Genomic DNA, 19821 nt, shown 5'->3' with positions numbered 1-19821 from the left:
GATAGCGGATGCGGGGGACTGATGACCAGTTCGCTGTGTGACGCTGTGTATCGTCAATGGAAATCGCGGCTGTGGCTGCGCAGCCCCTGCAGCAGTTCATCCAGGCAATGCATGCGCTGCACGATGACATGCTGCACGCCATCGACGCGCTCCAGGCGGCCATCGACCTGCATCAGCTGGGTATCGACCAGCACGCGGTGCTGGCGATCGGCCAGGTGCCGCCAGACCACGGCGTTGACCATGCCGGTCTCGTCTTCGAGGGTGAGGAAGGTGACGCCGCTGGCGGTCTGCGGGCGCTGGCGCATGCGTACCAGGCCGGCGATGCGCACGCGGCGGCCATGGCCGTGGCCCGCCAGTTGTGCGGCATCCAGGCAGCCGCGGCTGCGCAGCTGCGCGCGCAGGAATGAGATGGGATGGCGGCCGAGAGTAGTGCCCGTGCTGCGGTAGTCGGCCTGCATGTCCTCCCACGCACTGGGCAGGGGCAGTGGCACGCGGGCTTCAGCAGTGGCGCGGGCCTGGTCGAACAGCGGCAGACGATTCTCCACGCCGGAGATGTCCCATCGCGCACGATGGCGATGGCCACTGAGCCCACGCAGCGCACCGGCATCGGCCAGCAGGCCCTGCTGGCGGCGATCCAGGGCGGTGCGCTGGCACAGGTCGCCGACATCATCGAACGGGCGCCGCGCACGTTCGCGCATGATGGCCTGCACAGCCGCTTCACTACAGCCGTCGACCAGGCGCAGGCCGAGCCGGATCGCGGCCGCGCCCTTGCTGAAATCCAGGGTGCAGTCCCAGTCGCTGTAGCGCACGTCCACGGGCAGCACGCCGATGCCATGCCGGCGCGCATCCTGCAGCAGCTGGTCGGGGCTGTAGAAACCCAGCGGCTGGCTGTTGATCAGGCTGGCGGTGAACGCGGCCGGATGGTGGCACTTCAGCCAGCAGCTGGCATAGGTCAGCAGGGCGAAGCTGGCGGCGTGGCTCTCCGGGAAACCGTAATCACCGAATCCCTTGATCTGCTCGAACAGGTGCTCGCCGTATTCCAGGCTGAAGCCGTTTTTCAACATGCCCGTCAGCAGCTTTTCGCGATGCGGTTCCAAGCCGCCACGACGCTTCCACGCCGCCATCGAGCGGCGCAGTGCATCGGCCTGGCCAGGCGTGTAACCGGCGGCTTCCACTGCCAGCTGCATCACCTGTTCCTGGAACAGCGGCACGCCCAGCGTGCGTGCGAACACACGTTCCAGCCGTGCTGGATAGAGCGGATTGTCCGGATCGTTCAACGCGTCCGGTCCCTGTTCGCGCAGGATCCGCCGCCGCTCAAGGTAAGGATGGACCATGTCGCCCTGGATCGGGCCGGGGCGCACGATCGCCACCTCGATCACCAGGTCGTAGAACTCGCGTGGCTGCAGGCGTGGCAGCATCGCCATCTGCGCGCGCGACTCGATCTGGAACACGCCGATGGTGTCGGCGGCGCAGATCATGTCGTAGGTTGGGCCGTCTTCATCGGGAATCGCATCCATGCGTCCTTCGTGCAGGCCATGCTGCTGCAGCATCGCCAGGCACTTGCGGATGGCGGTGAGCATGCCCAGCGCCAGGCAGTCGACCTTCATCAGGCCGGTGGCATCCAGGTCATCCTTGTCCCACTGGATGACGGTGCGGCCGGCCATCGCCGCGTTCTCCACCGGTACCAGGGTCGACAGCGGGTGCTCGGAGATCACGAAGCCGCCGGGGTGCTGCGACAGGTGGCGCGGGAAGTCGATCAGCTCAGCGGTCAACGCCAGCAGGCGCCGCATCAAGGGCGTGTCCGGATCGAAACCGCGCTCGCGCAGGGTTTCCGGAAGTGGAATGTTGCCGCCCCAGTGGTCCATCGCCGCGCCCAGTTCGTTGACCTGGTCCATCGGCAGGCCAAGTGCACGGGCCACGTCGCGGATCGCGCTGCGGCCACGGTAGCTGATCGCCACCGCGGTCAACGCAGCGCGCTCGCGGCCATAGCGCTTGAACACGTACTGCAGCACTTCCTCGCGGCGCTCGTGCTCGAAGTCGATGTCGATATCCGGTGGTTCGTTGCGCTCGGCGGAGATGAAGCGCTCGAACAGCAGGTTGCTGCGCGCCGGGTCGATCTCGGTCACGCCCAGCACGAAGCACACCGCCGAGTTGGCCGCCGAGCCGCGGCCCTGGCAGAGGATGCCCTGGCTGCGTGCGAAGCGCACGATGTCCTGCACGGTGAGGAAGTACGAGGCGTAGTTCTTCTGCTTGATCAGCGCCAGTTCGTGTTCGATCTGCGCGCGTTGCGCCGGTTCGATGCCACCTTTCCAGCGCCAGGGGATGCCACGTTCGACCAGTACGCGCAGCCAGCTGTCCGGGTCGTGGCCCTGCGGCACCAGCTCTCGCGGATAGGTGTACTGCAGCTGCTCCAGCGTGAAGCGGCAACGCTCGGCGATGCGCAGGGTCTCGGCCAGCAGTTCGGGCGGATACAGCTGGGCCAGTGCGGTACGCGGGCGCAGGTGGCGCTCGCCATTGGGGAACAGGCGCCAGCCGGCTTCGGCCACGCTGCAGCGGTGGCGGATCGCGGTCAGGGTGTCCTGCAGGGCGCGGCGGCGGCGTACGTGCATGTGCACATCACCACTGGCAACCAGCGGCAGGCGGTGGCGCTCGCCGAAGGCCTGCAGCTGCTGCAGGCGGCGCGCGTCGTCGTGCTCGTGGTGCAGCTCCACCGCCAGCCACAGGCGATCGTTGAAGCCGGCACGCAGCAGTTCCAGGTCAGTAGCGGCCGGTTGCCGGTCCAGCCACAGGCACAGCAGGCCGTCGGGCAGGCCGAGCAGGTCCTCGCGCAGGCAGCGGTACTCGCCCTTGGCCGCGCGTCGCCGGCAGGTGGTGATCAACTGGCACAACCCGGCGTAGGCGGCCTGGTCAGTGCACAGCAGGGCCAGCTTCGGCCCGTCCTCGACCTGGAATTCGGCGCCGACGATCAGCGCCACGGCATGCGCCTTGGCGGCCTGCCAGGCACGCACGATGCCGGCCAGCGAGCATTCGTCGGTGATCGCCAACGCGCGGTAGCCCTGGCCAGCGGCGCGCGCGAACAGTTCTTCGGCGATCGAGGCGCCACGCTGGAAACTGAAGGCCGACAGGCAGTGCAGTTCGGCGTAGCCGGGCAGTTCGTTGTGCATGACGGCTCAGCCGAACCAGCCGTGCAGCATCCACGGCGCATGCGGGTCGTTGCGCTCACGGAAAGCCCAGCCGCGCTGGCCATGCGTGGTTTCCACCACGTAGTAATCGCGACGCGCATCGGCCTGGTCCCACCAGCCCGATTCGATCCGCTCCGGCCCGGTGACGATGCGCAGCCGCGGATCACGCAGCGGTTGCGGAGTGTCCAGCAACCAGCCGGGGCGCAGCGGCCAGTACGACGGAGGCTTGGCCGGCGGCTGGGTGCCACTGGCGCGCTCGGGGCGATGGTCGGCCTGTACCGCCAGCGGTTGCACGGCGTCATCGCCGAGCCGCGCGCGCAGGCGCTCGCGCAGCTGGTTCCAGGGCATCGCCTGCGCCGGCCGGGTATCGAACAGGTCACGCGCGGCGGGAACGAACGGTGGCAGCTGCTCGGCCTGCAGGCGCAGTGCGCGGCTGCCGGCGGGCAAGGCGAAGGCTTCCATGCGGTTGCGCGCGATCTCGAACAGCAATGCGGGATCACGCTCGGGTGCCAGCAGGCCGATGGTCAGCACGCTGGCCGGCAGCAGGTCATGCTCGAAATGCAGGTCGAAGCGCTGCACGCCGCCATCGCGCGAACACAGGAAAGCGGCCAGGTCCAGCAGCAGGCGGCGCAACGGGAACAGCAGGGCCTGGCTGGATTCGATCTCGTATTCGAATTCGATGCGTGCATCGAAACGGTCCGGTGGCTGGTAGTAACGCAGTGGTGCGGCAGGCAGGCCGCGCAGCGCATCCAGCTGCTGCAGCACCTCCGGTGAAAAGCGCCGGGCCAGGCTGTCGCGAGGGAGTTCGAGCACTGCGCCCAACGTGCGCAGGCCGGAACGGCCGAGCACGGTCACCGCTTCGCTGGGCAGGCCGCAGCGCGGCAACGGCAGCTGTGCCAGCGCCGCCGGCAGCTGCTGCGCATCGATGCCAAGGCCATCATGGACGTTGGCCAGCACGCGCGCGGCATGCGCGGTGGGTGCGGCCACCAGGCGGTGGCGGAAACCGAGTTCATGCAGCTCGTTGCGCAACCGCTGCTCGATCGTCAGCCAGTCACCGAACAGGGCGCGGCTGGCACCGATCTCCATGACCAGTGCGTGCGGGAAATCGAGGCTGACCTGCGAACTGTAGGCATAGGCCCAGCTGGCCAGCAGTTGCCGGGTGTGCTGTTCGGCGTTGGGATCGTAATCGTGCAGGTGCAGATCCTGCACCAGCACCTGCGCGGCCGACAGCAGCATGCCCGGGCGCAGCCCCGCTGCGCGTGCGGACGGGCTGACCGCTCGCAGCACGCGACGCTGCGCCGGCCCCTGCAGCAGCACCAGCGGCCGCTGCGGGTCCGGCTGCAGGCGCAGCACGCTGTCCAACGCCAGCTGCGGCAACAACAGGCAGGCCCAGTGCATGGCGCGGCCTCAGTGGGCGATGGCCAGCGGTAATGGCTGCGCCGGCGGCAGGCCGCCACGGCACTTCAGCACCCGCACCTGGCCGTGGTCGAGCTGCAGGCGCAGGCTGGCCGGAGAGGGATTGCGCGCCGCCTGCGCTTCGCGGAACACGAAACCCAGGCATTGGCCGCTGTCGGCAGCCACCTGCAGCCGGCGCAGGGTGCGGTCGTCGGCTTGATGCGGCCAGCACAGCACCGCCGCGCAGGCCGCAGAGCGCAGGCATTGTTCGGCGGCCCACAGCGCCTGCTTCGGCGCGGCGTGGATGATCTGCAGCTGGGCCAGGTCCAGCCCGGCCGCCGCCCAGGCCGGGGCATGCGGGCGGTAGGGTGGGGCGACCAGCACGATCGGGCGGTCGCGCTGGCTCAGCTTCGCCAGCGCCGGCCAGACCAGGGCCAGCTCGCCCACGCCGGGCGCGGCCTGCAGCACCTCGCACAGCCCGCTGGCCGGCCAGCCACCGCCGGGCAGGCGCGCATCCAGTGCCGGGTGCCCGCTGGCCAGATGATCACTGGCCGGCCCCTGCCGGGCCGGGCCGCGCCACAACTGGCGGCCGTCCAGCAGCCGGTCGAGGGCGACGACGGCGCCCATCAGCCGGTCCTCCAAGAGAGGTGCCGGGCAGGCTGGAAGCGGCAGGAACGGGCGGAAACGGCAGGCATGGAGCGAGTATCGGCGGGCCGGTATCAGGGGCTGAGACCGCACATGCTACTCGCGTTGTGAGTAGAATTACTAATGAAATTGGCAGGTCAGGTTTCAGGTTGCTGAAGGGGTAAAGCATCCACGCATGGCGTGGATCTACTGGACAGAGCCTCGGTAGATCCACGCCATGCGTGGATGGGGGAAACGGTGCCGACCAGGGTCGGCACCCACAGGCCCCGGTTACGGGCGGACCGGCAACGCGATCGGGCGCAGTGGCGCGGCATCGCCGCCGCGGATCTTCAGCGGGCCGCCGATGAAGGCGAACTCGTAGACCTTGTCGCGGGCCAGTTCGTCCAGCGCCACCAGCTCGATGATCGGTGCGCCCTGCTGGGCCAGCAGGTAGGTGTGCAGCGGCACGTAGTCGTCGGAAACCTCCGAGGGGAAGGTCTCGAAGCTGAGGTTGTCGGCGCCGACGATCATCGCGCCGCTGTCCTCGACCAGGAAGCGCGCCGCATCCAGGCCCATGCCCGGCGGGTTGGCCATGTAGGCCTTGGGCTGTTCGAACAGGCGCATGCGGCCGGTGCGGATCAGCACGATGTCACCCTGCTGCAGTTTCACCTGCTGGCGTGCCAGTGCATCCTTCAAGTCCTGGCGGGTGACGCGGTAGCTGTCCGGCAGCATGTCCACGCCCTTGGCGCCTGCCACGTCGATCATCACGCCACGCGCGATCAGCGGCGGGAACTTTTCGATGCCGGTGACGTTCCAGCCGCGATCGCCGAGGTGCTTGTCGGCCTCGAAGCCGTTCCAGATCTTTCCATGGATGCCGAAGTGGTTCAGCGCATCGATATGGGTGCCGGTGTGGCTGTACATCGAGAAGGCGGTGCCGGTGTAGCTGCGGGTGAGGTTCATGGTTTCACCCACGCCCATCGGATCATCCATCACCGTGCCGCGCGGGGTGTGGGTCATCCAGAACTGGTAGTGCGGGTCGCCGGCGTCCTGCCAGCTGGGCATGCCGACGTAGTACTCGGTGGCCAGGTCATAGGCCCTGCCGCCGCTGACCCGCGACAGGATGTCCGCGCGCGAGGCCTCGGTGATCAGGTTGAGGCGGCCGATCTCGTCCTTCGGCCCCCAGGGGCTGGTGCCGACCTGCTGGCCGGAGGGAACGCGTTCGTGTGCGGACACGGTGGTGGAAGCGGCGGTGCCGGCCAGCAGCAGGGCCAGCGCGGTGGCCAGGGTACGTGGGGCCATGGGGAATCTCCTTGCAGGGTGGGGGACGGTGCGGCTCAGGCCGCGACCAGGTGCGCCAGGGCTTGGCGCAGTTGTGGCAGCGGCAGGGTCTGCAGGCGCAGGCCGTTGCCGCCGATCACGGTGGGAATGGAACGGATGCCGAGGGCGGCGGCTTCGGCACGATCGGCCTGCACGCGCTGGCGCACTGCGTCGCTGCGCATGTGGTCAGCGAAGGCACCACGCGGGTGCCCCAGCGATTCGGCGATATCCAGCAGCACTTCGGCATCGCCGATGTTGCGGTGCTGGTGCAGGTGCGCCCACTGCACGGCATCGAACATCGCGCCATGGGCATCATTGCCGCCGAGCATGCCGGCGGCCTGGCAGGCCAGTGCGCCGAGCCAGCCGGACGGATACTCGAAGTCCTGTGCGCGCATGCCTTCGATATCGATGCGTGCGCTGTCTTCATGCGCGGCGCAGTCGGTCCAGTGGCGCAGGATGATCGCTTTGGCGCGCTCCATCGAGCCGAACACCTCGATCATCTGTGCGCGCGAGTCCTGCAGCACGAAGCTGCGGTGGCGCACCTGGATGCCGAGTTCGGCCGAGACCTGCTGCAGGCGCGGGGCCAGCACGAAGCACCAGCCGCAGACCACGTCGTGGAAGAAATCGACCACCGGCGCTGCGGTGGCGGGGGAGGGAACGGAAGACATCTGCCTGCCATCGGTGAGAGGGGAGGCGGCAGGTTAGGCAGCGCGGCGTGGTTGAAACAGCACGCCGCGGGCAGCTCAGTTTTCGCTGGCGGTTACGAATCCAGGCCGGCGCAGCCGGGCAGCTCGGCGTGCAGGAAATCGATGAAGGCACGCACCTTGGGCTGCAGGTGGCGCGAGGTGGGGTAGACCGCATGCACGAAGCGCGGCGGATAGCGGTGGCCGGGCAGCACCTGCTGCAGTTCGCCACGGGCCAGTGCCGGTGCCGCCAGGAACGAGGGCAGGGCGCCGATGCCCATGCCGGCCACCAGCAGGTCGCGCAGCAGCAGACTGTTGTTGACGGTGACGCGTGCCGGCAGGGTGATGGTCACCTGCCCATCCGGGCCGAGCAGCGGCCAGCTGCCGGGCGAGTCGGACAGGCTGTAGGCCAGCACGCTGTGCGCCTGCAGATCGTCCACCGCCTGTGGTGCCGGATGCTGCTGCAGGTAGGACGGGGCCGCGCACAGCACCTGCTGCAGCGAGGCCAGCCGGCGCGCCACCAGTCGTGAGTCATCCAGTTCGGCACGCAGCCGCAGCGACACATCGAAACCTTCGCCGACTGCATCAAGCAGGCGGTCTTCCATCACCAGGTCCAGCGACAGCTGCGGGTGCTGCTGCAGGAAACGTGGCAGCAGCGGCGACAGCGTGCTCAGCGCGAACGACTGCGGTGCATTGACACGCAGGCGCCCGGCCACCTCGCCGCGCTGTTCGGCGATGCCACGTTCCAATGCATCCAGCTCGTCGAGCAGGCGGCAGCATTCACGGTAATAAGCGTGGCCGGTCTCGGTCAGGCTCATGCGCCGCGTGGTCCGCTGCAGCAGCACCACGCCCAGGTGTGTTTCCAGCGTGCGCAACTGCTTGCTGAGCCCGGCGGGCGACATGCCCAGGTCTTCGGCGGCGCGGGCCAGCCCGCCGCGTTCGACGATGCGGCGGAAGGCACGCATCAGGTTGAAGGAATCCATGCCGGTCCCGGGCGCGATGAGGGCGCCATTGTAGATCCACGCCATGCATGGATGTGGAAACGCGGTGCCAACCACGATGGGTCTCCAGCAGGAGCGCGCCGGGTTGCGCCGTTTGTTCAAGCCCGCAACCGTCGCGCCGCGCCAGCATGCAGGCCCCTCACGTTCCGGGTTGCCCATGAAACACTGGATGCTCCGCCTGTATGCCCCGTTGTTCCTGCTCGGTTTCGTTGCCGCCGCCGTCGTGTGGGTCGGCCACCTCCGCGGCGATCCGCTATGGCTGCTGGTCTTGCTGGCGGTCGCCATCGCGGTTTCGTTCGCTGCCGAACATGCCTGGCCGTATGACCCCGCGTTCAACCACGACCAGGGCGACAGCCTGCGTGACACCCTGCATGGGCTGGTCAACGAAAGCCTGAACCTGCTGTCGATCGCCGCGGTGCCGCTGCTGGCAGCGCTCATTCCGTGGCAGCTGTGGCCCCTGCAGTGGCCGTTCACGCTGCAGGTACTGCTGGCCATCGTCTGCGCCGACCTTGGCATCACCCTGGTGCACTACGCCAGCCATCGCATCGGCTGGCTGTGGCGGTTGCACGCGGTGCATCACAGCGTCACCCGCATGTACGGCTTCAACGGCCTGATGAAACACCCGTTGCACCAGGCGGCCGAAGCCGTCGGTGGCGTGCTGCCGCTGCTGGTGTTGGGCCTGCCGATGCCGGTGGCCGCGGTGCTGGCGTTCGCCATTGCCATCCAGCTGCTGCTGCAGCATTCCAACGTGGACATGCGCCCGGGTATGCTGGGCCGAGTGATGGCCTGGGCGCCGCTGCACCGCTTCCACCACATGCGCTACGGAACCGCCGGCGACGTCAACTTCGGCCTGTTCCTGACTGTCTGGGACCACCTGCTGGGGACCGCCTTCGATGCGCCCGGCTATCGGCTGCAGCAACGCGACCTCGGCATCGGCAGCCAACCGGACTATCCGCGCGATTATCCCGGGCAGCTGCTGGCGCCGTTCCGCGAACTGCCGCATGGCGAGGTGCCGGCGTTGCCGGACGGGTTACGCAGGCGCGGATGATCGGCGGTGTCAGGCCGCATGCAACTGCAGGCCCTGCAGCTGTGCGGCACCGATGCCGAACATGCGGCGCAGGCTGCGTGACAGATGGGCCAGGTCAGCGAATCCGGCGGCATGCGCACTGACGGTCAGGGTGTGCCCGCGCAGATGATGCGTGAGCGCGCTGCGCAGCCGCTGCCACAGCACCCAGCCACGCAGGGTCACCGCCAGATCGGACTGGAAGCGCCGGTGCAACTGACTGGCCGACAGATGCGCCGCCTCGGCGATATCGGCGGCGGGTACCGGGCCAGGCAGGTGCTGTGTGATACGGGCCAGTGCTGCCTGCACGCGGCGATCCAGCGGCTGTGCGCGGCTCAGTCGTGGCAGCCAGTCATGCAGTTCCACTGCGTTGCCCGGCAGTGCATGCAGGTGCTGCTGGATCTGGGGAGGATCGGCATGGGCCGGTTCAAGGAACACCATGCAGCCTGCTTGCGGCGCCGACAGGATTGCATGCGGCTGGAACGACGGCAGCCACAGCCGCTGGCCCTGCTGCTGCACGCCATCGATCTCGACCTGCCAGGGCGCGCCGTCGCTCAGCAACAGTTGATGGGCGTAGTGCGCGTGCGTATCGCTGCCACGGGCGTGGCCCTGCAGCACGGCCACGTGAGCATCCAGCAGCAGCGTGCCATTCCGGGGCAGGGCGGGAGAGGACATGGAGGAATTGTAGATCCACGCTATGCGTGGATCGAAATGAATCTGGGGTCAGATCCGTTTTCCTTGGGAAAACGGATCTGACCCCAAGCGATGAAATCGAATATTTCGAGATCCGAGACATATGAGCCGAGCATGGGTTCGGCGCTACAGCAGGCCGTGCGGGGAATTGTCGAAGGCGGGGTGGGTCCGGTTGCGGGGGCGTGAGCGCCATGGATGGCGCGATCGAGGCTACATGGACGTACTTGCGCCGTCCCCCGCAACCGGATCCACCCCGCCTGCCTGCAGAAACCCAGTTTTTGCTGTTGCTGTTGCATTGGCTGTCGCCTCTGCGGGTGCCGGGCGCAGCCCGGCCGTGCGTACCCTCACCGCCCGTGCGGGTCGGGCCGGTGATGCACGTACTCGACCACGGTGCCATCGGGATGCACCGCATTGAACGCCGCCCCGGTCGGTACCACCTGCAGCGGGAAGATGATCTCGGCGCCCGCAGCGACCAGCTTGTCGTGATAGGGCCGAACGTCATCGACCAGCAGCGTCCCCGTGGTCGAGGTGAACGGCGCCAGCGCTTCATCGCAACCTTCGATCAGCAGGAATGCACCGACCATCGCCAGGCGCAGGCCGGCATCGGGAAACGGAAAACCCGCATCGGCCACCACGCCCTGCAGCTGCTCGTAGAAGGCCACGCTGCGCTCCAGTTCGCCAGGAGCAACGAATACCCGGATCAGCACGCGTGGGCTGCGTTGACTGGAGGTATCACAGCGGTCGCGCCAGAGATGGTCGAAGTCGCGGTGCATGTTCATGGGCGGAGGGCAGGGCCGGTGATGCCCCATTATCGGCAGCCCCGTGCGGCCTGCTGATGACTGCCGGTGATGGCCTGATAACCGGCGACTAGGTTGCCCCTGTGACTTAGGTCCTGTTGACAGGTGTGAATGCCCTCGCACAATCTTCACATGATTGGGTCGCCCTGCGCGGCCCGGGCAGGCAGGTTGTCACGCCGGGAGGAGGGTCCCGCGCGCAGACCGGCCCGTCCTTCGGCCTGCGGGACGTTGCCTGGCAACCCCTGCGCGGCATGAACGCTGCACCCTTCGGCGGCACTTTCCCTGGACCGATTGCCTTGGCAACGGAATTACGCCTGCCGATGAAAACGTTTACAAAACCGCTTGCACTGTCCCTGGCCCTGTCTGCCGCACTTGCCACCCCGGCCTGGGCTGATCCTGCGGCGTTCACCGTGCTGACCCTGGAACAGGCGCCGACCGCCGCGGCGATGCCGGCCCTCGCGGCCCAACTGAAGACGCTGCAGGTGGACGCGGTCAGCGTGCGCCAGGTACAGCGTGGCATCGGCCAGGTCGATCCGCTGCAGGTGCTGGCCGATGGCCTGGGCTACGAGTACCGCTTCATTGCCGCCGGCAAGGACGATGGCCAGACCCAGCGCGGCCAGGCCGTGCTGACCCGGTTGCCGATCGCTGCCGAATCCGGTCCGGACCAGCCCGGCCTGAACTACCTGCGCCTGGACGACGGTCGCCACACCGTGGCGGTCTATACCGATGCCGGCGCAGGCGCCGCGCAGCTGCCGGCGCTGGTTACCCGTTCGCGGCTGGGCGCACCGGCGGTGCTGCTTGGCGCGGTGGCCGGTGAATCGGCCAAGGCCGCAGGCTTCGATCCGGCGCATGTCGCGCTGGAGGCCGATGCCAGTTACTTCAGCGATGGTTTCCAGGCCGCCAGCAGCGCACCGTTCAAGGTGGAAGGCAGCACCCTGCGTGCCACGCTGCTGACCTTGGCCTACGCCGCCGACAAGCACGGTGACAGGCCGTGGATGGACACCACCCTCAACGCCGATGCGCGCGCTGCGCTGCTGCTGAAGGCGATGACCGAGGATGAAAAGTTCCAGATGCTGCACAGCTACTTCGGGCTGGGCAAGGATGGTGGCCCGCTGCCGGAAGGTGCGGTCGGTTCGGCCGGTTTCGTGCCGGGCGTGGCGCGGCTGGGCATTCCGTCGCAGCAGTCGGCCGATGCCGGCGTCGGCGTGACCAATCCGGGCGGCATCCGCCCGGGCGATTTCGCCACGGCAATGCCGTCGGGTCCGTCCACCGCTTCCACCTGGAACCGTGCGGTCGCCTTTGCCGGTGGCGCAACCATGGGCCGCGAGGCGTGGCAGCAGCGCTTCAACATCCTGCTGTCGGGCAGCGTCAACCTGCAGCGAGACCCGCGCAACGGCCGCAATTTCGAGTACGCCGGTGAAGACCCGCTGCTGGCCGGTTCGATGGTTGGCGCAGTGATCCAGGGCGTGCAGAGCCAGCACGTGATCTCCTCGATGAAGCACTTCGCGCTGAACGACATGGAGACCCGCCGCAACTTCCACGACGTACGCATCGGCGAACAGGCCATGCACGAGTCGGACCTGCTGGCCTTCGAGATCGCGCTTGACGCCGGCCGACCGGGCGTGGCGATGTGCTCGTACAACAAGATCAACGGCACCTATGGCTGCGAGAACGGCTACCTGATGAACCAGGTGCTGAAGCAGGAATGGAAGTTCCCCGGCTTCGTGATGTCCGACTGGGGCGGCGTGCACAGTGGCTCGAAGGCGGCGCTGGCCGGCCTGGACCAGCAGTCGGCCGGCGAAGTGTTCGACGCGGCGGTGTTCTTCGACGAACCGCTGCGCCTGGCCGTGCATGGCGGCGTGGTGCCGCAGGCGCGCCTGAACGACATGGTGGCGCGCATCCTGCGCACGATGTTCCTGCACGGCAATTTCGACAACCCGCCGCAGCACCAGAAGGTCGACGCCGAGGCCGGTTTCGCCGTTGCCCAGCGCACGGTGGAAGAAGGCAGCGTGCTGCTGCGCAATGAAGGCAACCTGCTGCCGCTGGCCGACAGCGTGAAGCGCATCGTCATCATCGGCGGCCACGCCGACAAGGGCGTGATCGGTGGCGGTGGTTCGTCGATGGTGGGCGTGACCGCCAAGGGCACCAACGCGGTGCCAGGCGTGCTGCCGACCACCTGGCCGGGCCCGGTGATCTTCCACCCGTCCTCGCCGCTGGAATCGCTGCGTGCGGCGCGTCCGGATGCAACCATCGAGTATGTGGACGGTACCAACGCCGCCGCTGCGGCCAAGGCTGCCGCACAGGCGGATGTGGCCATCGTGTTCGCCACCCAGTGGGCGGCCGAATCGGTGGACCTGCCGGACATGCAGTTGCCGGACAACCAGGACGCCCTGATCTCGGCCGTGGCCAAGGCCAACCCGAAGACCGTGCTGGTGCTGGAAACCAACGGCCCGGTGCGCACGCCGTGGCTGGCGCAGGTGCCGGCGATGCTGCAGGCCTGGTACCCGGGCATCCGCGGTGGCGAAGGCATTGCCGCGCTGCTGACCGGCCAGGCCAATCCGTCCGGCCGCCTGCCGGTGACCTGGGTGGTGGACGAATCGCAGCTGCCGCGCCCGCACATCGATGGCCTCGGCTTCAAGCCGGCCAAGCCGTTCGGTGATGTATTCGATTTCGATATCGAAGGCGCCAACGTCGGCTACAAGTGGATGGCGGCCAAGGGCCTGGCCCCGACCTTCGCCTTCGGCCATGGCCTGTCCTACACCTCGTTCGCCTATGAAAACCTGAAGGTGAGCGTGGAAGGCTCGCGCCTGGTCGCCAGCGTCGACATCCGCAACACCGGCAAGCGCGCCGGTGCCGACGTCGCCCAGCTGTACCTGAAACTGCCGGCCGGCAGCACCACGCCGATCCGCCTGATCGGCTACGACAAGGTGACCCTGCAGCCGGGCGAACAGCGCCGCATCCGCATCGAAGCCGAGCCGAAGACCCTGGCCCACTACGATGCGCAGGCCCGCCAGTGGAAGATCGACGGTGGCACCTACCAGGTGCAGCTGTCGCGCAACGCCGCCGAACCACTGCAGACAGTGGACGTGCAGCTGGTGGAGCAGGTGCTGCGCTGATGCCTGAAGGCATGGCCCCGCAAGGGGCCGTGCAAAAAAAGGGGACGGAGGGGATTAAGTCGTTTATGCATAAACGACTTAATCCCCTCCGTCCCCTTTTCAGGTGACGAACCACCCGCGCAGGAAATCGATCAGCTGCCGCACCTTCGGTGAAGGCTGCGTGCTGTGCGGGTAGACCGCGTACACGCTCTGTTGTGGGAAGCGGTGCTGGCGCAGCACCGGGCGCAGGCGATCCTGGGCCAGGTCGTCCTCGATCAGCCAGCGTGGCAGCACGGTGACCCCGGCGCCGGCCACGGCAAAGGCGCGCAGGCTGCTGGCGCCATCCACGCGCACCACTGCATTGCCCGGGTTGGTGGCAAACAGCGCGTCGCTGCCGTCAGGTGCAATCACCGGCACATCGGCAAGGCGCGGGTAGCCCAGGCGGGGCAGGGTGCCCAGCTGCACGGGATCATCGGCAGCATCGGCAGAGGGCAGGCGTGCCAGCAGGGACGGAGCCGCCACCGCGCACAGTGGATGCCGTTCCAGTTCACTGGCATGCAGGCCCGAATCGGGCAGACGGCCGAGGCGGATCGCCAGGTCGAAACGTTCGGGAATCAGGTCGGCCGGCGCCGGTGAGGTCGACAGGTGCAGCTGCAGGGCCGGATGCCGCGCACGGAAGGCTTCCAGTGCGGGAATCAGGCGCAGCTGCGCGTACTCCGGGGTGGTGGTGAGGCGCAACACACCCTGCAGTTGGTGCTGGTCGCGGCGTGCGGCATCGATCGCCGCCTGTGCGGCATCCAGCGCCTGCACGCAGTGCTGCAGGAACTGCTCGCCAGCGTCGGTCAGGGCCAGGTGGCGGGTACTGCGCAGCAGCAGGGTCACACCCAGCTCCTGCTCCAGCCGCTTCAGGTTGAAGCTGACCACCGCACGGCTCAGGCCGAGGCGATCGGCCGCGGCGGTCAGGCTGCCGGCCTCGACCACGGCACGGAAGATATCGAAGCGATCGAGGCTGACCATGGTGGTCCATTGTCAAAAAAGATTTGACAGTGTTGCAGCTGTCGTCGTGTTTTTCCAACAAAGCCCGCACGGCATGCTGGCCGCTTCCCCGCTGGAGCGCCGCCGATGCCGTCCCCCCGCCTGCGCCACGAGGCGATCTTCCTGCTGGTGTTCGCCCTGGATCTGGTCAACATGTTCATCGCCACGGTGGCCTATCCGGCCTTGGCGGCGGAACTGCGCGCCGACGTCGGCACCCTGGCCTGGGTGGGCACGGCCTACATGCTGGGCCTGAGCGTGGTGATTCCGCTGGCGCCCTGGCTGGCCGCGCGCTGTGGTGAGCGCCGTCTGCTGCTGGTGGCGCTGCTGCTGTTCGCGAGCGCCGCTGCACTGGCGGGCGCTGCACCGGGCATCGGCTGGCTGCTGGGTTGGCGGCTGCTGCAGGGCCTGGCCGGTGGCCTGCTGATTCCGGTGGCACAGGCGGCAGCGTACCGGCACTGCACGCCCGACCAGCGTGGCGCGCTGACCCGCCGCATCCTGCTGGTGGCGCTGCTGGTGCCGGCACTGGCGCCCGCGCTCGGTGGGCTGCTGGTGCAGTGGTTGTCCTGGCGCGGTGTGCTCTGGGCCAGCCTGCCGCTGGCGGTGGTGGCGATTGGGCTGGTACTGGCGTGGACGCCGGCCGACGGCGCGCGTAGTGCGCCACGCCTGCAGTCCTATGCGCTGTCCACCGCGATGCTGGCGCTGGGCGCGCTGCTGTTGGCGCTTACCTGGCTGGGCGAACCCGGCCATCGGTCAGCCGGTGTCGTACTGCTGTTGATTGCACTGCTGTTGGCGGCGGCCCACCTGCGGCATGCACGCCGGCAGGCGCAGCCCCTGCTGCGCTGGTCGCTGCTATCCCATCGCGGGCTGCGCCTGGCGATGCTGGTCTATCTGGCCGTACCCGGTGTGTTCATCGGCAGCCAGCTGGTCAGCACGCTGCAGCTGCACCAGGCCGGTTACAGCGCTGCACGCATCGGCGCGTTGATGCTGCCGTGGGCGCTGGCCTCGGCCATTGCGATCACAGCCAGCAAGCGCCTGCTGGTCCGCTTCGGTGCGGCCACGGTACTGCGCGCCGGCATGCTCCTGCAGGCCAGCGGCCTGCTGCTGATGGCGCTGCTGCCGCAGCCGGCGTTCGCGTTGGCCGGGCTGTTGTTCGCACTGATGGGCGCCGGCGGCAGCCTGTGCAGCAGCACCGCGCAGACGCTGGCCTTCCATGGGGTCGAGGGCGACGCATTGGGCGATGCCAGCGCACTCTGGAATCTCAACCGCCAACTCAGCTTCTGCCTGGGCACCGCGGCCATCGCGCTGCTGCTGGCATTGGTCATGCAATGGCTGCCGGCCCACGCCACCCGCGTAGCGCTGGGGCTGGCCGCCGTACTGACCCTGCTGCCTCTGGCGCTGTTGCGCCGGCCGCAACAGCTTTCCTTTCCGCAACCCGAGAATGCCTGATGAATACCACCGCAGAACATGAAGTCCACCACCTGCACGACAAGCTGCAGGCCTGGTTCCGTGCCGACGTCGGCACCGACGCGCTGGAGGACCTGATGGCGCATTTCTGCGCGGACTTCAGCATGGTCGGCATCGCCGGTCGCAGGCTGGACCGGAATGCCGTGCAGGCGCTGTTCGCGGGCAGCCATGGCACGCGTCCAGGGCTGCAGATTTCCATCGAAGCCGTGCAGGCGGTGGAAGCGCCTTCACCTCTGGCGGTACTGCGCTATCGCGAAGGGCATGCGATCGATGGCGGCGCACCCGCATGGCGGGAGTCGCTGGCGGTACTGAGGCAGGAGCAGGGGCGCTGGTGCTGGCTGGCGTTGCATGAGGTGGCGGCAGCCTGACCGATAGTGCCGGCGAGCGCAGCGGCACCGGAGGCACATGTGCCATCAGTCCTGCCTGCATCCACCGCAGAATGCAAAGCCTGCACACACTTCACGGCACAGGGCAGGAGTAGGCTTGAGGCTTTCCTGCCGGGAGGGGTCTCCATGCGTGTGCGTGCCGTTGCTGTAGCCATCGCCCTTTGCCTGTCCAGCACCGTGCTGGCTGCCGATACCCCGCCGATGACCCCGGACATCAGCGGCAAGCCCTTCGTTGCCCCCGATGTCGGCCGCGACTACGACAAGCGCGTGGTGATGGTGCCGATGCGTGATGGCACCAAGCTGTATACGGTGATTGTGGTGCCCAAGGGCGCCCACAACGCGCCGATCCTGCTGACCCGCACGCCCTACGATGCCGCTGGCCGCGCCAACCGCAGTGATTCGCCACGCATGCGCGACCTGCTGCCGCAGGGCGACGAGGTTTTCGTCGACGGTGGCTACATCCGTGTGTTCCAGGATATCCGTGGCAAGTACGGCTCCGAAGGCGATTACGTGATGACCCGGCCCTTGCGCGGGCCGCTCAACAACACCAAAGTCGACCATTCCACCGATGCCTGGGACACCATCGACTGGCTGGTGAAGAACGTGCCGGAGAGCAACGGCAAGGTCGGTATGCTCGGCTCGTCGTACGAGGGGTTCACCGTGGTGATGGCGCTGACCGACCCACACCCGGCGCTGAAGGTGGCCGCGCCGCAGAGCCCGATGGTCGATGGCTGGATGGGCGACGACTGGCTCAATTACGGTGCGTTCCGCCAAGTCAACTTCAACTACTTCGCGATGCAGACCGAGAAGCGCGGCAAGGGCACGCCGCTGCCCAGCCTCGGCTACGACGACTACAGCACCTTCCTGCGCATCGGTTCGGCCGGCGACTACGCGCGCTTCACCGGCGTGGACCAGCTGACCTGGTGGAAGAAGCTGGTCGAGCACCCGGCCTATGACGGCTTCTGGCAGGGCCAGGCGCTGGACGCGGTGATGGCAAAGACACCGTTGAAGGTGCCGACCATGTGGCTGCAGGGCCTGTGGGACCAGGAAGACATGTGGGGTGCCAACCATGCCTACCAGGCGATGGAAGGGCGCGACAGCGGCAACAACCGCAACTACCTGGTGATGGGCCCGTGGCGGCACAGCCAGGTGAACTACAGCGGCAGCGAGCTGGGTGCGCTGAAGTTCGATGGCGATACCGCGCTGCAGTTCCGTCGCGATGTGCTCAAGCCGTTCTTCGACCAGTACCTGGTGGACGGTGCGCCGAAGGCGGACACGCCGCCGGTGCTGATCTACAACACCGGTGAGAACCACTGGGATCGCCTCAAGGGCTGGCCGCGCAGTTGCGACAAGGGCTGTGCCGCCAGCAGCAAGCCGCTGTACCTGCGGGCCGGCGGCAAGCTGGCGTTCCAGGCGCCGGCGGCGGGCGAGGGTGATTTCGAGGAATATGTGTCCGACCCGGCCAAGCCGGTGCCGTTCGTGCCGCGCCCGGTCCGCTTCGGCGACCGCGACATGTGGACCACCTGGCTGGTCAAGGACCAGCGCTTCGTCGATGGCCGCCCGGACGTGCTGACCTTCATCACCGAACCGCTGACCGCGCCGCTGCGCATCGGCGGCGCACCGGTGGTGCATCTGCAGGCGTCGACCAGTGGCACCGACAGCGACTGGGTGGTGAAGCTGATCGACGTGTATCCGGACCAGGAAGCGTCGACGCCGGAAATGGGTGGCTATGAATTGCCGGTGTCGCTGGCGATCTTCCGTGGCCGCTATCGCGAGAGCTTCAGCGATCCGAAACCGCTGGCTGCCAACGAAGTGCTGCCGTACCGCTTCGACCTGCCCAATGCCAACCACACCTTCCAGAAGGGGCACCGGGTGATGGTGCAGGTGCAGTCCAGCCTGTTCCCGCTGTACGACCGCAATCCGCAGACCTACGTGCCGAACGTCTACCTGGCCAAGCCGGGTGACTACCAGAAGGCCACCCAGCGGGTCTGGCACAGCGCGGCACAGGCCAGCTACATCGATCTGCCGGTGTACTGAGGCGGAGCGGGTGGTGGTGCCGGCCGCTGGCCGGCATCCGCATCGGTATGAAGCGTGTCGACCAAGGTCGGCACCTACCACAACAGGGGCTTTCAGCCGACCTTCGAAGGACCGGTGCGCCAGCGGCTGGGGACCAGGCCGAAGCGCTTGCGGAACGCGGCTGCGAAATTGCTGGGATGGCGGTAACCGCTGGCGGCGGCGGCCTGTTCAACCGTCCAGCCATCCTCGCGCAGGCCCTGTTCGGCATGGCGCATGCGCTGCTCGTGCAGGTAGTCGAATACGGAGCTTCCATACTGCTGGGCAAAATGGCGGCGCAATGAGCTGGGACTCATGCAGGCCAGCTGGGCCAGCTCGACCAGGCTGTGCGCATGGCTGGGGTCGTCATGCAGGTAGCTGCGCACCCGTTCCAGGCGCTCGCGCTGGCCGGCGCGCAGCGCGCGCACCTGGTCGGTCTGCAGATCTTCGGCCTGCAGGCCGAGGGCCAGCAACTGCAGCGCGACGCCTTCGCGCCACAAGGCGTCGATGCCGTCCTGCCATGGGCTGTCGAACAACTGGCCCAGCACCGGCAGCATGGCGTGGGGAATGGCCCAGTGGCGGCATTCCAGGTGCGTGCCAAGCGCGTTTTCCAGCTGTGGCATCTGGAAGACATCCGCCTCGATTCCACTTGGCACGATCACGCTGACCCCGCGCAGGCGGGTTTCGCCGGGATGCGCGCCGGTCATCTCGATCTGGTCGCGATGATGGGCGGTCATCGCGGTGCCGGCGCGCAACGTGAATCCTCCGCGCCGCGGGACGCGCACGTCGACCTGGCCCTGCAGCATCACGCGGATGGCGAGCCCGGGACGCTGCTGCGCGGTGGCCACATAGGGGAACCGGTTATGCACGTCGGAGGCGATCAGGCTCATGCCACCGCGCATGAACTGCTCGTTGACTTCGCCGCAGCCGGCCCACTGGTCGTCGCGCAGGTGTTCCGGATCGGCGCGGTAGTCGAAGCCGTGGCGGTGGCCGAAGCGGCGGTAATCGGCAAAGGTGAAGTATCGGGACATCGC

General features: G+C 67.8%; 15 protein-coding genes. 5 read left to right on the top strand and 10 right to left on the bottom strand.

What is annotated here, in order from left to right; all coding sequences use genetic code 11:
- Positions 1 to 53: 53 nt before the first annotated feature.
- The 6 genes from B9Y82_RS10350 to B9Y82_RS10325 form a co-directional block, all read right to left on the bottom strand.
- Entirely contained in the window at positions 54 to 3164 is a 3111-nt protein-coding gene (locus B9Y82_RS10350; protein ID WP_100473152.1) for an error-prone DNA polymerase, read from the bottom strand.
- Positions 3165 to 3170: 6 nt separating this feature from the next.
- Complete coding sequence (locus B9Y82_RS10345; protein ID WP_100473149.1) at positions 3171 to 4580, bottom strand: Y-family DNA polymerase; 1410 nt, start codon at positions 4578 to 4580, stop codon at positions 3171 to 3173.
- A gap of 9 nt (positions 4581 to 4589) precedes the next feature.
- On the bottom strand, positions 4590 to 5204 hold the full coding sequence (gene imuA / locus B9Y82_RS10340) for a translesion DNA synthesis-associated protein ImuA (RefSeq protein WP_100473147.1): 615 nt from the start codon (positions 5202 to 5204) through the stop codon (positions 4590 to 4592).
- A 288-nt stretch (positions 5205 to 5492) separates the two neighbouring features.
- Positions 5493 to 6500: a cyclase family protein gene (locus tag B9Y82_RS10335; protein ID WP_100473144.1), complete on the bottom strand. Its 1008-nt coding sequence runs from the start codon at positions 6498 to 6500 to the stop codon at positions 5493 to 5495.
- A 35-nt stretch (positions 6501 to 6535) separates the two neighbouring features.
- A complete protein-coding gene (locus B9Y82_RS10330; RefSeq protein ID WP_100473141.1) occupies positions 6536 to 7186 on the bottom strand; it encodes a DsbA family oxidoreductase in 651 nt (216 codons plus the stop codon).
- A 92-nt stretch (positions 7187 to 7278) separates the two neighbouring features.
- Positions 7279 to 8229: a LysR family transcriptional regulator gene (locus B9Y82_RS10325; protein ID WP_202908124.1), complete on the bottom strand. Its 951-nt coding sequence runs from the start codon at positions 8227 to 8229 to the stop codon at positions 7279 to 7281.
- A gap of 142 nt (positions 8230 to 8371) precedes the next feature.
- Here B9Y82_RS10325 and B9Y82_RS10320 point away from each other — a divergent pair, with 142 nt between their 5' ends.
- A complete protein-coding gene (locus B9Y82_RS10320) occupies positions 8372 to 9250 on the top strand; it encodes a sterol desaturase family protein (protein ID WP_238381587.1) in 879 nt (292 codons plus the stop codon).
- Positions 9251 to 9259: 9 nt separating this feature from the next.
- Here B9Y82_RS10320 and B9Y82_RS10315 read toward each other — a convergent pair whose 3' ends face one another.
- Together B9Y82_RS10315 and B9Y82_RS10310 are read right to left on the bottom strand one after the other, a co-directional pair.
- Positions 9260 to 9964, bottom strand: a complete 705-nt coding sequence (locus tag B9Y82_RS10315; RefSeq protein ID WP_100473136.1) for a helix-turn-helix domain-containing protein — start codon at positions 9962 to 9964, stop codon at positions 9260 to 9262.
- A gap of 338 nt (positions 9965 to 10302) precedes the next feature.
- Positions 10303 to 10737 (bottom strand): VOC family protein, encoded by a 435-nt coding sequence (locus B9Y82_RS10310; protein WP_100473133.1) that lies wholly within the window; start codon positions 10735 to 10737, stop codon positions 10303 to 10305.
- Positions 10738 to 11075: 338 nt separating this feature from the next.
- Between B9Y82_RS10310 and B9Y82_RS10305 the strand changes: the two genes are divergently transcribed.
- Entirely contained in the window at positions 11076 to 13871 is a 2796-nt protein-coding gene (locus B9Y82_RS10305) for a beta-glucosidase family protein (protein WP_100473131.1), read from the top strand.
- A gap of 99 nt (positions 13872 to 13970) precedes the next feature.
- Here the strand turns inward: B9Y82_RS10305 and B9Y82_RS10300 are convergent, their stop codons facing one another.
- The gene (locus B9Y82_RS10300) at positions 13971 to 14867 is read right to left on the bottom strand and encodes a LysR family transcriptional regulator (protein ID WP_100473128.1); all 897 of its coding nucleotides are present in this window, start codon (positions 14865 to 14867) and stop codon (positions 13971 to 13973) included.
- A 105-nt stretch (positions 14868 to 14972) separates the two neighbouring features.
- Between B9Y82_RS10300 and B9Y82_RS10295 the strand changes: the two genes are divergently transcribed.
- The 3 genes from B9Y82_RS10295 (at position 14973) to B9Y82_RS10285 (ending at position 18772) form a co-directional block, all read left to right on the top strand.
- Positions 14973 to 16331: an MFS transporter gene (locus B9Y82_RS10295; protein WP_100473125.1), complete on the top strand. Its 1359-nt coding sequence runs from the start codon at positions 14973 to 14975 to the stop codon at positions 16329 to 16331.
- Positions 16331 to 16717, top strand: a complete 387-nt coding sequence (locus tag B9Y82_RS10290; RefSeq protein WP_100473123.1) for a DUF4440 domain-containing protein — start codon at positions 16331 to 16333, stop codon at positions 16715 to 16717. Before B9Y82_RS10295 ends, B9Y82_RS10290 begins: the two co-directional genes overlap by 1 nt.
- A gap of 144 nt (positions 16718 to 16861) precedes the next feature.
- Positions 16862 to 18772 carry a CocE/NonD family hydrolase gene (locus B9Y82_RS10285; RefSeq protein ID WP_100473120.1) on the top strand — a complete coding sequence of 637 codons (1911 nt, stop codon included), beginning with the start codon at positions 16862 to 16864 and terminating at the stop codon, positions 18770 to 18772.
- Positions 18773 to 18864: 92 nt separating this feature from the next.
- Here B9Y82_RS10285 and B9Y82_RS10280 read toward each other — a convergent pair whose 3' ends face one another.
- Positions 18865 to 19818, bottom strand: a complete 954-nt coding sequence (locus tag B9Y82_RS10280) for a helix-turn-helix transcriptional regulator (RefSeq protein ID WP_100473117.1) — start codon at positions 19816 to 19818, stop codon at positions 18865 to 18867.
- Positions 19819 to 19821 lie beyond the last annotated feature (3 nt).

The organism is Stenotrophomonas maltophilia (genome assembly GCF_002799155.1).
GTDB classification, from domain to species: Bacteria; Pseudomonadota; Gammaproteobacteria; order Xanthomonadales; family Xanthomonadaceae; genus Stenotrophomonas; species Stenotrophomonas maltophilia_R.
The sequence above is the reverse complement of the archived record's forward strand: the minus strand, read 5'-3'. Positions and strand labels throughout refer to the sequence as shown.